A 12979-nucleotide genomic window follows, 5' to 3' on the forward strand; every position below is an offset into this window, starting at 1 on the left:
TAACGCCGGGCTAAGCGCCGGGTTGCATTATTTGAGCGCCAGTATCTGCTTTAGCTCAGCCTCGGTCACGGTGAGCAGCCCTACTTTGGGCAGGCGAGCCGTGAGCGTGCGCCAGTCGGGCTCCTGCCGGAAAATGGGCTGGAGCAGCTTCAGCGCGGCCGGCACCTGCTTATTATTGGCCAGGGTGATGGCGTGCCAGTAGCGCATCTCCAGGTTCTCCGGAAACATCTGCTCGGCGGTTTGGTACTCGCGCATAGCGCCGGGCATGTCGTTTTTTTCCACGGCTAAGTCGCCGGTATTCATGTGGTTGTAGGCCCGGTGCAGGCGCAGCAGCCGGTCGAGCTCTTTGAGCGGAGCCGGGTTGTCATCGACGCGCAAATCAATCAGCCGATCTTCCCAGGGGGTATTGGTGGCTTGGCCGCGCACCACTAACAGCGCCGCCGACTGCTTGCCGCGAATGTCGCCGCCCACGACCTGGGCCGCATTTAGCGCCGCCATAACCCGCTCGGCCAGGGGCAGCGCAGCGCTTTGCTCGAAAGCCCTGGCCATGGCCGGCCATACCTTCTCGCTGAGCATCATATTGGCCTGCACCGAAAACTCCTTGCCAGTGATATGGCCCGCGTAGTCCACGCATTTGTCACCGGTGTGGGCGGCCACATTGCCTTTGGCGTCGAGAATGGCTACCTGGCGTACCGCTTTGCCCTCATCAGTACTGAGCAGCTCATCAAGGGTTTGCTGGGCTGTTTTGCCGCTTTTCATCAGGGCCAGGCCCCGCATTCCAAATGACTTATTAGTGAATGACTGAGTAGCCACCACGCCTACGCCCGCCTCGCCCCAGCTCACCGACGTGCCCACTGAAAACCAGTGACTTTGCACGGCCACGGCCATCTCGCCCGTTTCAGGGTCGCGGGCCACGATGGAAAAAGTATGAGCCAGCGGCTCAGTAGCCGAATATACCTGAGCGGAAACTGTGGTCAGCAGGCTCACCAGTAAGGGCAAAATCAGGAAAAGGGTACGTTTGAGGAGCATGAAAAGTAGTTTTAGGTGATTGGCGGTTCAAGATACATGGATGTAGCGCGAAGCGATGCTTCGCTCGTTGAACGTCCGATGCTGGGGGGCATTTCTCGCTAGGTCTACTGTCCTAATTACCTTTGCCGCTAGACAGCCATGTGCCAAACGGCCTCAACGCGAAGCGAAGCGCCGCTTCGGGTTACATTCTTATATACTTCCCCTTGAGCATAGCCCCGCCCACCATCCGCGTCCGCGACCTGAGTAAGCGCTACCCCGGCCACGTAGCGGTGCAGAGCGTGTCGTTTGAGCTGGCGGCGGGTGAAACGCTGGTGCTGCTGGGCCCCAGCGGCTGCGGCAAAACCACTTTGCTTAAGATGCTTAACCGCCTCATCGAACCTACGACCGGCACAGTAGAAATCAATGGTGTGGCGGTGGGTCAGCAGCAGCCGGAAGTGTTGCGCCGCGGCATCGGCTATGTGATTCAGCAAGTGGGCCTGCTGCCGCACTACACCGTGGCCGAAAATGTGGGGGTGGTGCCGCGCTTGCTGGGTCACACGCCTACGGCTATTGCGGAACGCACCAGCGCCCTGCTCACCCGCCTGCATTTGCCCCCCGAGCGCTTCGCTCAGCAGTACCCGCACCAGCTCAGCGGCGGCCAACAACAACGCGTAGGTCTGGCCCGCGCCCTGGCCGCCGACCCGCCCATCATGCTTCTCGATGAGCCCTTCGGCGCCCTCGACCCCGTGACGCGGGCCGGTATTCGGCGCGAGTTCCGGGAGCTGGAAGAATTACGCACCAAAACCATGGTCCTGGTGACGCACGACGTCACCGAGGCCTTCGAGCTGGCCGACCGTATTGCCTTGCTCAATGGGGGGCAAATTCAGCAGCTGGGCACACCGCACGAACTGCTCTTTCAACCTGCCAATAACTTCGTCCGCGACTTCTTCGTCGCCGAGCGGCTGGCCCTACAGCTACGCACACTTCGCCTCCGGGACCTGCTACCATTTTTGCCCCCCAGCACAAAAACAGCTTCAGCAAATGGCTCAGAATCAGAAAAAATAAATGGCTCGTTATCCAATACTAAACCGGTGTCATATAATCATTCAGTTCAAGAATCAGTAGAGATACTAACTGAGCCAAAAGCCGCTGACGCAACAATGAATCAGGGGACAGCAGATGGCTCGGTGCGCCATCTGCTTATCATAGAATCAGACGAAAATGCCCCCCAGCATCGCGTCACGTTACCGGAGCTGATGGCCGCTTTTGCCAACGCTATTCACCAAGCCGAAACCGCATGGAAGTCCTGACTGAACTGCTGGCTTTCTGGCAGGCCCAGGCCGGGAAGCTCGGCCACCAAACCCTACAACACATCGGCCTGACGGCTGCTTCCCTCCTACTGGCGGTGCTGGTGGGCGTACCGCTGGGGCTGCTGCTTACGCGTCGGCCGCGGCTGGCACCTGCCGTGCTGGGTTTCACAGGTGTGCTCCAAACCATCCCCAGCATCGCCCTGCTCGGCTTCCTGATTCCGGTGTTGGGAATCGGGCCAGAGCCGGCCATTTTCGCGCTGTTTCTATATTCCTTGCTGCCCATCGTGCGCAATACGCTAGCGGGTGTGCAGGGCGTGAGTCCGGCCGTGGTAGAGGCGGCCCGCGGCCTGGGTCTTACCGATGGGCAGGTGCTGCGCCGGGTGGAGCTGCCGCTGGCTTTGCCGGTGTTGTTTGCGGGCATTCGGACGGCCACAGTTATCAATGTGGGGGTGGCTACGCTGGCGGCTTACATCGCGGCGGGTGGCTTGGGCGAGTTTATTTTTGGCGGCATTGCCTTAAATAATCCGGCCATGATTCTGGCCGGCGCCATCCCGGCCGCCGCGCTGGCGCTGGCTTTCGATGCGGCGCTGGCCCGCTTGCAACGCCTCAGCGCCCGCCGCCTCACCCGCGTGGGGGCTTTTTGCTGGTGCTGCTGCCTTTGCTGGCGGGTTTGTATTTGCTGCCCCGCGCCACGGGCAAGCTGCTGGCTGGTTTCAGTCCTGAGTTTGTGGGGCGGGCCGATGGCCTACCCGGTTTGCAAACCAAATACGGGCTCAGCCCACTACCTAGCGTCATTCTGGCGCCGGCCCTGGTGTATGAGGCCGCCCGTCACCGCGACGTCGATGTTATCGATGGCTACTCTACCGATGGCCGTATCAAGGCGTATGACTTGCGCGTGCTGCGCGACGACCGGGGGCTTTTCCGCCCTACTTCGCCGCGCCCGTGGTGCGCCAAGCAGTGCTGGCGGCTCACCCGGAGCTGCGCCCGGTGCTGGAAAAGCTAGCCGGCCGCATCGATGACTCGGTGATGACGGAGCTGAACTACCGCGTCGACTACCGCCACGAAACGCCCCGCGCCGTGGCCCACGACTTTCTACGTCGCCGCGGCTTGTGGCGCGACCCTCAGCCTGTCAATGGCGCCACCATTACGCTAGGCTCCAAGATTTTTGCTGAGCAATACATTCTGGCTGAGCTCTACGCGGCCCTGATCCAGGGCTATACCAACCTGGATGTCGCAACCAAGACTGGCCTGGGCGGCACCAGTATTTGCTTCGAGGCGCTTCGTACGGGCCAAATTGACTTGTATCCGGAGTACACTGGTACGGGCCTACTAGTGTTATTGCAGCCCCCGCCTGCCACCATCGATTCGCTGGGGGCAATCCGCAGGCAGTATTCGACTACGTGCAAACGCGTTTTCGGCAGCGCTATGGTCTGGAGTGGCTGAGCCCGCTAGGTTTCAACAATACCTACGCCCTACTTATGCGTCAGCAGCAAGCAGAGCAGCTACAAATCGCCTCTGTATCAGAGCTCGGAGCTTACCTGCGTCAATGATGCGTTGCCAAGTCACGAGGTAACCAGGTGTACGACTTAAGGTCGATGCAGCAGCTAAGCTGTGTGCTTTTGTTAAGCTAATATTAATATAGTTAATTATTAAAATAGGCAAATCTCAAGAGGTCATCAGCACGTAGAACAACTCATATTACTACATTTTCTTTCTTCAATCCTATAATAAAGTTAGAATGCTAAAAACCTCGTCCCTCGCCAAATGGGGCGCGGCTGTTTTGCTGTTGTCCTCGCTCAGTAGCTGCGAGGACATTCTGGAGCAGTACTTCCCCAAGCCTACCCCCAACCCGCCCACCATATCTACCTTTCCGCCCTTAGGCCAAGACATTGCCTTCTACGCCTTGTCGGGTGGTACCCGGCTCGATGCTTATAGTACAGGCAACGCGGCCACCCGCACTAGCTCGGTGGCCCTCACGGGCTTAGGCAGCGGCGAGACCCTGCTGGCCATTGATTTTCGCCCGGCCACCGGGCAGCTCTATGGTGTGAGCAGTGCCAACCGGCTGTATGTGATTAATCAGAACACGGGCGTAGCTCGCGCTATCGGCGCGGGGGCCTTCACGCCCGCTGTGCAGGGCAACCTGGTAGGCTTTGACTTCAACCCCACCGTGGACCGCATTCGCTTAGTGACCTCGACTGGGCAGAACCTACGCCTGAACCCGGAGACGGGGACGGTGGCCGCTACCGATGGCGCCATCAATGGGGCCGCGGGCGCTACCCTGACGGGGGCAGCCTACACCAACAATACGAACGGGGTGACGAGCACGGCGCTTTATGCTATCAACACTCAGAACCAACAGCTGTATTTAGTGAACCCGCCTAATGACGGCTCACTTGTGCCCGTAGGCAGCCTGAACCTGAACGTAACAGGGAACGGAGGCTTTGACATTGATGCCAAGACGGGTACGGCCTTAGGCTTGTATCCGGTTAATGGCAAGCCTACGCTTTTCGCCGTGGATTTAACCACGGGGGCCGCCCGTCCGTTGGCGGAATACGCGGCTACTCTGAACTATAGTGGTATTGCTATTCCCACACGGCCCGTCGCGTATGCGTTGGATTCTCAACAAGATATAAAACAGCCTATCGTATTTAAGGGCTTATATACCTTCGACCCAACGGCTAGTTCTGGCTCTTCGCGAAGACCAATTACTGGGCTAGGCGATCTGGAATACACTATAGGAATAGACTTTCGCCCAGCCACCGGCCAACTTTACCTACTGAGTTCAGCCAACCGCCTCTATACCCTTAACCCGGCCACAGCCGAAGCCACGTTCGTCGCTACCCTCAGCATTCCTTTAGAAAGCGGTGGTATTGCGTTTGACTTCAATCCTGTTGCTGATCGTATCCGTATTGTAACTTCAACTGGTCAGAATCTGCGCGTGAATCCAGCGGACGGTGTGGCCATTGCCGATGGGCGCATTAATCCCAGTGGTAGAAATATCCGTGCAGCAGCTTACTCCAACAACTTCGCGGGCGCCACGACAACCAACTTGTATGTCGCGGGTAGCAACGGCTCGTCTGGCACCTCATTGTACTTGCAGAATCCGCCTAATGAGGGCACTTTGACAGAAATTGGTCCTTTAAGCTCCCCAATCGAGCACTTTGATATTGGGGGAACGACGAATACCGGCTACGGCTTCTTGCTCGCAGGAGGAAACTCTATGATCTACACAATCAACTTAACGACCGGAGCTACGACGCCTCTGCGCCCATTTTCCGGCCCTCTCATCTATGGCTTTGCCGTGGGCTTAGGGTTCTAGTTTCGAGCTTTGGTAGTTTAGATTCCTTCCATCACACGCAAAAAAGCCCCCCAGACCAAGTCTGGGGGCTTTTTTGCGTGTAGTTTCTTCAACCCTATGGATTGGCCACGCCATAATCCTCCGGCTCCACGGGCTGAGCGGCCGGGATGCTGGTGGGCTCAGGCTGGCCGGGCAACTGCAACGCCCATCCCTGCTGCATCTGTGTGAGGCCGGCGCGGGCGGTGAGGTCGAACTGGCAGGGCACGATGGATATGAAGTTGTGGGCCAGCGCCCACTCGTCGGTGTCGGTGCCTTCATCGAGGTTCACGAAGCTGCCGATCAGCCAGTAGTAGGGGCGCTTGTGCGGATCGTGGCGCAGGTCGAACTCCTCCTGCCACTTGGCGCGGGCCTGGCGGCACAATCTGGCCCCCAGAATCGGCGTATCCGACTTTTTGGGAATGTTCACGTTCAGGGCCGTACCTGCCGGAATACCGTGCTCCAGGGCTTGGCGGGTAACATGCTCCACCCATTCTTCGGTGTGTGAAAAGTCGGCCTCGTGCCCATAATCGCACAAAGAGAAGCCAATGGCGGGCAGCCCTTCAATAGCCGCCTCAATGGCCGCCGACATCGTGCCCGAATACAGCACGTTTACCGACGAGTTGGAGCCGTGATTAATGCCCGACACCACCAGATCAGGCTGGCGGTCTTTAAGCACATGATGCTTGGCCAGCTTCACGCAGTCGGCGGGCGTACCGGAGCACTCATAGGCTTCGATGCCCTCGAAAATAGTGCTGGAGTCGAGCCGCAGCGGGTGGCCGATGGTAATAGCATGGCCCATGCCCGACTGGGGCGAGTTGGGCGCTACCACCACTACTTCGCCAATGCGGCGCATCACGCGCACGAGCGTCGCAATGCCGGGGGCCGTGATGCCGTCGTCATTGGAAATCAGAATCAGGGGTTTGGAAGGTGTAGAGGCCACAGGTTCGGGATGTTGAAGTGAGTAAGCGAGCCGCAAAGGTAGGCAAGCCCGGCGGCTTCCTCCCTCGCAGGTGAGTAAAGCATGTGTTAAGTCAACGACCTGCGCACCACTACCGTAAGGCTTCGGTACTATGTTCTACTTTCCTGCTTCCGCTCGCGCCGCAGCATTCCTGCTGGCCCTGGTTGCCATCAGCGCCTGCGACTCATCTACCACCCAAACCCCCGTGGCCTCGAGCGGCGAACAGCCGTTTCAGTCTTCGGCCCCACCTTCGGCATCAGCACCATCGGCCACGTCGCCCCCACCGCCGGGCACGCCCGAGAAGCCCGTATCGGCGGCCAACCCCACCACCCCCGACTCCCTGCACCTGCTCAGCTCCGACCGGGTAGGCCGCCTGCGCCTGAATACCAGCGAGCAGGCCGTTCTGCGCCTGATTCCGGCCAGCCGCCGCCGCAAATCGACGCGTACCAGTGCGGGCATCACCTACCCGGTGTACGAAGTAATCGATGCGCAGCAGCCCACCGCTCCGCCTATCTTATTGGAAATGGCGGGCGATGAGCAGGAAGGCTTCCGCATCTGGCGCATCCGCGTCATGGACCCGCAGTACCGCACCGCCGATGGTATTGGGGTAGGCTCGCCCTACGGCGCGGCCCGGCAGCAATACGGCATCACGACCATTGAGAAAACCGAAGCCGGCCTGGTAGCCGTGTCCGATGCTGTGAATATGTCGTGGCTCCTGGATGAGCAATCTTTGCCCCCCAAGCGCCCCAGCCAGCTACGGCCCACCGACGTACCCACGGCCACGCGCATTATTGGGGTATTAGTGTCACGGTAGCGCAAAAAGCCAGTAAGTGCATTATGCTATATTTCCTGTATTTTGGCAATGTCGGGCTGCTTACTACTTTGGCTACCTTCTCCCTCAACAATCTTATTGTCTGACACTTGCCTATGCTACTGTTTGAAAACACCTACCGTACGCGTGATTTAGGGTTGTTGATTTTGCGCGTTGGCTTAGGCATGATGTTCACCATACATGGCTACCCCAAGCTCATGGGTGGCCAAGCCGCCTGGACCGAAGTAGGAGGTGTGATGAAGCTCGTAGGGCTTGACTTTGCGCCTACCGCCTGGGGCTTGCTGGCGGCGGTGGCGGAGGCCATTGGGGGGCAATTATTGGCAGTAGGATTGTTCTTTCGCATCACCTGCGCCGCCCTACTCATTACCATGATTATGGCCACCATTATGCACATAAGCAAAGGCGACAATTTCGGCGGCTACTCCCATGCCGTTGAGTCAGCCTTTGTGTTTTTAGGCCTGCTATTTATCGGACCCGGCCGGTATAGCCTGGATAAACTACTGTTTCCGGGCCCGCGCCGGTTATATCAGTAATTCGCCCAAGAACAACTTTGCCTCAATAAGCCCTGGCCTAGCGGCAACTCCATCAGGAGTTATGTCGCTAGGTCAGGGCTTTGCTATTTGAAGTCAAGATGCAGAGCGCTGAACCAGCGCGAGAAGACTAGCATGAAGTTCCCCTCCGCAACTTGAGCTACTTAAGCGAACGAGTAAGCATTTATTCACTCAGCAGAATTCAGTTTGACGCATAAACTACTGCTTCACAGACCATTACGTAGTGAAACCTATTATATCAAAATATATTTCAATAATAATAATACAATCTCTAAAATCCAAAACAATAAGCTGAACGTAAGTACGATTAGTCCAGTCCTATTCTTTCTTTCTTCAATCCTATGCTCTTGTAAACATGCTAAAACTCTCTTCCCTCGCCAAATGGGGCGCGGCTGCTCTGTTAGTATCCTCGCTGAGTAGCTGCGAGGACATCCTGGAACAGTACTTCCCCAACAAATCCAAGACCCCCACGTTTCCCGGCTTAGGCCAAGATATTCCCTTCTATGCCTTATCGGGCGGCAACAGGCTGGACTCTTATAATACGGGCAATACGGCTTCCCGTACGGGTACCGTCGCCATTACGGGCCTAGCCAGCGGCGAAACCCTGCTAGCCATTGATTTCCGGCCCGCCACCGGCCAGCTCTACGGGGTGAGCAGTGCCAGCCGCTTGTATGTGATTAACCAAAACACTGGCGTGGCCCGCGCTATTGGAGCCGGGGCCTTTACCCCCGCCGTGACCGGCAACTTAGTGGGCTTCGACTTCAACCCCACCGTGGACCGCATTCGCTTAGTGACCTCGACTGGGCAGAACCTACGCCTGAACCCGGAGACGGGGACGGTGGCCGCCACCGATGGCGCCATCAATGGGGCCGCGGGTGCTACGCTTACCGGGGCAGCCTACACCAACAATACGAACGGGGTGACGAGCACGGCGCTTTATGCTATCAACACTCAGAACCAACAGCTGTATTTAGTGAACCCGCCCAACGACGGCGCGCTCGTGCCCGTAGGCAGCCTGAACCTGAACGTAACAGGGAACGGAGGCTTTGACATTGATGCCAAGACGGGTACGGCATTAGGCTTGTATACAGTCAAGGGCAAGCCGACCTTATTTACGGTCGACCTGAGCACCGGCGCGGCCCGGCCCCTGGCCGAGTACGCGGCTAACCTGAACTATAGCGGTATTGCCATCCCTACCCGGCCCATTGTGTATGTGACGGAAGCTTTTGATGATCCAAAAAGTGATTTGATATTTCTTCAGTTACTGTCCTTTGACCCCAATGATGTTTCCAATCCTAGGTCTTACCAATCCAGAGGAATTAGTGGCATCGACCCCAAGGATCTTATCGTCGGCTTGGACTTCCGGCCAGCGACGGGCCAACTCTATGCGCTGACTTCTTCCAGTCGCCTCTATACTCTTAACCCAAGCACTAGCCAAGCCACCTTCGTGGCTACCCTTAGCATCCTCTTAGAGAGTGGTAGCTATGGCTTTGACTTCAACCCAGTAGCTGATCGCATTCGCATTGTGAGCAGTACGGGCCAAAATCTGCGGGTGAATCCGGTAGACGGCGTAGCTATTGCCGATGGGCGTATTAACCCCAGTGGACCAAGAATTTATGGGGCAGCCTACGATAATAACTTCGCTGGCGCCACGACGACCAACTTATACACCACTGGTGATAACTCCTCCAACATTAGTACCCTGTACCTACAAAATCCGCCTAATGCAGGCACTTTAGTGGCAATCAATCCTTTGAGAACTAACATCAACCATCTTGATATTGGGGGAACGACCAATATGGCTTACGGACTTGAGGGTTCATTTAATTCGATGATTTACTCGATTAATTTGACTACTGGAGTTCAAACGCCACTGCGGCAACTTCAGGGCCAGCAGTTTACTGGCTTTGCCGTGGGCTTAGGCTTTTAAGCGTATCCTCTTTACCTTCTCACACAACATATTAGCAGAAAGCCCTGACGTGCGCGTCAGGGCTTTCTGTTTTTTTAGCGTTGATTGCAGAAAATTCCCCGCTGCATGCTCGCACTTCTTTTTTCCGCCTCCCTTCTTTTCACCGCGCCCCCCGATTGGCGCACGCCCTTCGAGAAAGGCAACGGCAACACCACCGCCACCTACGCCGAGTGCATAGAATACTATAAAAGGCTCGACGCGGCCTACCCCGAAATCACCCTGCGCGAGGCCGGCACCACCGACATTGGTCAGCCCCTGCACGAGGTAATTGTGTCGCTGGATGGGGACGCGGACCCAGCTTCGGTGCGGGCCAAAAACCGGCGCGTCGTCTTTATTCAAAATGGCATTCACCCCGGCGAGCCCGAAGGCATCGACGCCAGCATGATGCTCGTGCGCGACTATGTGCAGAAAAAAGAGCTGCGGCGCCAACTGGAAAATGTTACATTGGTGCTCATTCCGATATACAACGTAGACGGCGCTCTGAACCGCAACAGCACCACCCGCACCAACCAAAATGGCCCCCAGGAATACGGCTTCCGCGGCAACGCCCGCAACCTCGATTTGAACCGCGACTACATCAAGCAGGACTCGCGCAATGCCCGCAGCTTCGCCCAGCTTTTCCAGCGCTGGCAGCCGGAAGTCTTTGTTGATACGCACACGTCTAACGGCGCTGATTATCAGTACACCATGACCCTGATTGACACCCAGCGCGACAAGCTGCATCCGGCCATGAGTCAGTACATGCAGCAGCAGTTGCTGCCGGCTTTGCACGCGGGTATGGAAAAGAAGAAATGGCCGCTGACGCCCTATGTCGACTTCGAGGGCCGGACGCCCGAGAGTGGCTTGCGCGGCTTCCTAGAGACGCCGCGCTACTCCACCGGCTACACGGCATTGTTCAATACCCTGGGCTTCGTGACCGAGACCCACATGCTCAAGGAATTTGCCCCCCGCGTGCGCGTCACCTACGATTTTCTGGATCTGCTCATTCATACCGTGCACCAGGATGCAGCCCAAATTAAGCAGGCCCGCACCACGGCCGACCAGCAAACCCGCGCCCAAACCGACTTCCCCCTGACCTGGCAGCTCGACACGACGCAGATTGACAAGTTCAGCTTCCAGGGCTACGAAGGCCGTACCAAAACCAGCGAAGTGAGTGGTCAGCCGCGCCTGTATTACGACCGCAAAGCGCCCTTCACGCGGCCCGTCAGCTACTACCACACCTACCGCCCTATTACCACCGTGCGTCGCCCCATGGCTTACCTTGTTCCCCAGGCCTGGGGTGAAGTGCTGGAGCGCCTGCGCCTGAGTGGCGTGCAGATGCAACGCCTCCGCCGCGATACCACCCTCACGACGGAGGTGTATTATGTGGAGGACTACAAAACGTCTCCTCGGCCTTACGAAGGCCACTATCTGCACTCACAGGTGAAGCTGCGGCCCGAGCAGCAAGCCGTAGCGTTCCGAAAAGGGGATTATGTGGCCGTAGTTGATCAGGCGGCCGTCCGCTACTTAGTCGAAACCCTGGAGCCGCAGGCCACGGACTCGTTCTTCAACTGGGGCTTTTTCGACAGCATCTTACAGCAGAAAGAGCACTTCTCCGACTACGTATTTGAGGACCTGGCCGCTGAGCTACTCCGCCGCGACCCGCAGCTTCGCCAGCAGCTAGAAGCCCGCAAAAAGGAAGATCCGGCGTTTGCAAAAAGCGCCAGCGCTCAACTGGACTTCATTTACCGCCGTTCCCCGCACTACGAGAAATCCTACCTGCGCTACCCCGTAGCCCGCTGGCTGGGGGGCAAATTGCCGGTGGAATAATAATCTACGCTTAGCATGTCGATCTATTTTTCCTGTCATGCTGAATCTGGCGTCCGGTCACGAAGCATCTCGCGTGCTGATGTTGCAGTGCTAATCCAACGAAGCGGTAGAGATGCTTCGACAGGCGGACGCCAGATGGAGCATAACAAACGCAGGTGGTCAACAAAGCTTTCAGTAAGATTTTAAGCCTATTACCTCCAATTCTAAGTCTATCACATGCCCATTCTTGAAATCGAGAACCTCTCCAAAAATTATGGAAGCACACAGGCGCTAAAGGGCCTGAATCTGACGGTGGAGGCAGGCAGCGTGTATGGCTTGTTGGGGCCGAATGGCAGCGGCAAAACCACCACGCTCGGTATTGCGCTGGGGGTGTTGCAGGCATCGGGTGGCACCGTGCGCTGGTTTGGGGGGCAAATTTCGAGTGCTAGCAAGCGCCGGGTTGGTGCTTTGCTGGAAACCCCCAACTTTTTTCCTTACCTCTCCGCTCGCCAAAACCTTCAGATTGCCGCCGATGTGAAAGGTGCTGACCCCAGCACCATCACGGAAGCACTGGAAATAACTGGTCTGGCCGCCCGCCAGCACGATGCTTTCCGGGGTTACTCGCTGGGTATGAAACAACGCTTGGCTCTGGCTTCTGCCTTGTTAGGCCGCCCGGAGGTATTGGTGCTCGATGAGCCCACCAATGGCCTTGACCCGCAGGGAATTGCAGAGGTCCGAAGCCTGGTTTTGCGCTTGGCTGCCGAGGGAAAAACGATTATCCTGGCCAGTCATCTGCTCGATGAGATTGAGAAGGTTTGTACCCACGTGGCTGTGCTCCAGCGCGGGGAGCTGCGCGCCGCCGGCCCCGTCCGCGACATACTGGCCGTGGCCGACCGTGTAGTGCTGCGTCTGGTGCCCAATGCCGCGCCGGCGGCGCTGCTGGAGGCCCTTGGGGGCTTTTCCTGGGTTACCGATGTGCGGCCCGAGCCGGCCGGAGGCGCTAGCGCCGTGCTGGCGCCGGACCGTCAGCCCGCCGAGCTGAATCAGGCTCTCTTTCTCCAAGGCTTAGTGCTTAATAGCCTCGAAGTTCGGCACCGCAGCCTGGAAACGCAGTTTTTGGAGCTAACCAAGTAACGCGTCCTGAGTGGTACTAGGACTCAAAGTCGTAGTACCACTATCGTTCAACGACCTAAGCGCAAACAATTATCAGCAATGATAGGGGTACT

12 protein-coding genes and 1 pseudogene are annotated in these 12979 nt (G+C 57.5%); 11 read left to right on the forward strand and 2 right to left on the reverse strand.

Annotated features, from left to right (window positions below; all coding sequences use genetic code 11):
- Positions 1-27 precede the first annotated feature (27 nt).
- Positions 28-1029 carry a DUF1028 domain-containing protein gene (locus tag MKZ35_RS20510; RefSeq protein ID WP_482515089.1) on the reverse strand — a complete coding sequence of 334 codons (1002 nt, stop codon included), beginning with the start codon at positions 1027-1029 and terminating at the stop codon, positions 28-30.
- 203 nt (positions 1030-1232) lie between these two features.
- Between MKZ35_RS20510 and MKZ35_RS20515 the strand changes: the two genes are divergently transcribed.
- The 6 genes and pseudogenes from MKZ35_RS20515 to MKZ35_RS20540 all read left to right on the forward strand — a co-directional run bounded on the left by MKZ35_RS20515 (position 1233) and on the right by MKZ35_RS20540 (position 5637).
- The gene (locus MKZ35_RS20515) at positions 1233-2318 is read left to right on the forward strand and encodes an ABC transporter ATP-binding protein (RefSeq protein ID WP_482515090.1); all 1086 of its coding nucleotides are present in this window, start codon (positions 1233-1235) and stop codon (positions 2316-2318) included.
- Positions 2306-2932, forward strand: a pseudogene (locus MKZ35_RS20520) (ABC transporter permease); the annotation flags it as partial. The gene MKZ35_RS20515 and the pseudogene MKZ35_RS20520, both read left to right, overlap by 13 nt.
- A gap of 113 nt (positions 2933-3045) precedes the next feature.
- Positions 3046-3321: a glycine betaine ABC transporter substrate-binding protein gene (locus MKZ35_RS20525; protein WP_482515225.1), complete on the forward strand. Its 276-nt coding sequence runs from the start codon at positions 3046-3048 to the stop codon at positions 3319-3321.
- Positions 3261-3761: a glycine betaine ABC transporter substrate-binding protein gene (locus MKZ35_RS20530; RefSeq protein ID WP_482515091.1), complete on the forward strand. Its 501-nt coding sequence runs from the start codon at positions 3261-3263 to the stop codon at positions 3759-3761. Before MKZ35_RS20525 ends, MKZ35_RS20530 begins: the two co-directional genes overlap by 61 nt.
- Positions 3719-3868 carry a glycine betaine ABC transporter substrate-binding protein gene (locus MKZ35_RS20535; RefSeq protein ID WP_482515092.1) on the forward strand — a complete coding sequence of 50 codons (150 nt, stop codon included), beginning with the start codon at positions 3719-3721 and terminating at the stop codon, positions 3866-3868. The genes MKZ35_RS20530 and MKZ35_RS20535 overlap by 43 nt, the downstream gene beginning before the upstream one ends.
- A gap of 188 nt (positions 3869-4056) precedes the next feature.
- Complete coding sequence (locus MKZ35_RS20540; RefSeq protein ID WP_482515093.1) at positions 4057-5637, forward strand: DUF4394 domain-containing protein; 1581 nt, start codon at positions 4057-4059, stop codon at positions 5635-5637.
- Between the two features lie 94 nt (positions 5638-5731).
- Here MKZ35_RS20540 and surE read toward each other — a convergent pair whose 3' ends face one another.
- On the reverse strand, positions 5732-6595 hold the full coding sequence (gene surE / locus MKZ35_RS20545) for a 5'/3'-nucleotidase SurE (RefSeq protein WP_482515094.1): 864 nt from the start codon (positions 6593-6595) through the stop codon (positions 5732-5734).
- A gap of 130 nt (positions 6596-6725) precedes the next feature.
- On the opposite strand from surE, the gene MKZ35_RS20550 reads away from it, so the two are divergent.
- The 5 genes from MKZ35_RS20550 to MKZ35_RS20570 all read left to right on the forward strand — a co-directional run bounded on the left by MKZ35_RS20550 (position 6726) and on the right by MKZ35_RS20570 (position 12887).
- Positions 6726-7427: a hypothetical protein gene (locus tag MKZ35_RS20550; protein WP_482515095.1), complete on the forward strand. Its 702-nt coding sequence runs from the start codon at positions 6726-6728 to the stop codon at positions 7425-7427.
- 113 nt (positions 7428-7540) lie between these two features.
- Positions 7541-7978, forward strand: a complete 438-nt coding sequence (locus MKZ35_RS20555; RefSeq protein ID WP_482515096.1) for a DoxX family protein — start codon at positions 7541-7543, stop codon at positions 7976-7978.
- Positions 7979-8351: 373 nt separating this feature from the next.
- Positions 8352-9926: a DUF4394 domain-containing protein gene (locus MKZ35_RS20560; RefSeq protein ID WP_482515097.1), complete on the forward strand. Its 1575-nt coding sequence runs from the start codon at positions 8352-8354 to the stop codon at positions 9924-9926.
- 105 nt (positions 9927-10031) lie between these two features.
- Positions 10032-11774, forward strand: coding sequence for a M14 family metallopeptidase (locus MKZ35_RS20565; protein ID WP_482515098.1), 1743 nt, complete (start codon positions 10032-10034; stop codon positions 11772-11774).
- A gap of 216 nt (positions 11775-11990) precedes the next feature.
- Positions 11991-12887 (forward strand): ABC transporter ATP-binding protein, encoded by an 897-nt coding sequence (locus MKZ35_RS20570; RefSeq protein ID WP_482515099.1) that lies wholly within the window; start codon positions 11991-11993, stop codon positions 12885-12887.
- The last annotated feature ends 92 nt before the right edge of the window (positions 12888-12979 follow it).

The sequence above is a fragment of the Hymenobacter sp. R533113 genome, assembly GCF_056835965.1.

What these genes read in the sequence shown, in the direction of transcription:
- MKZ35_RS20510 (WP_482515089.1), bottom strand. Translation starts at nt 1,029, where the DNA reads ATGCTCCTCAAACGTACCCTTTTCCTGATTTTGCCCTTACTGGTGAGC.
- MKZ35_RS20540 (WP_482515093.1), top strand. Translation starts at nt 4,057, where the DNA reads ATGCTAAAAACCTCGTCCCTCGCCAAATGGGGCGCGGCTGTTTTGCTG.
- MKZ35_RS20550 (WP_482515095.1), top strand. Translation starts at nt 6,726, where the DNA reads ATGTTCTACTTTCCTGCTTCCGCTCGCGCCGCAGCATTCCTGCTGGCC.
- MKZ35_RS20555 (WP_482515096.1), top strand. Translation starts at nt 7,541, where the DNA reads ATGCTACTGTTTGAAAACACCTACCGTACGCGTGATTTAGGGTTGTTG.
- MKZ35_RS20560 (WP_482515097.1), top strand. Translation starts at nt 8,352, where the DNA reads ATGCTAAAACTCTCTTCCCTCGCCAAATGGGGCGCGGCTGCTCTGTTA.
- MKZ35_RS20565 (WP_482515098.1), top strand. Translation starts at nt 10,032, where the DNA reads ATGCTCGCACTTCTTTTTTCCGCCTCCCTTCTTTTCACCGCGCCCCCC.
- MKZ35_RS20570 (WP_482515099.1), top strand. Translation starts at nt 11,991, where the DNA reads ATGCCCATTCTTGAAATCGAGAACCTCTCCAAAAATTATGGAAGCACA.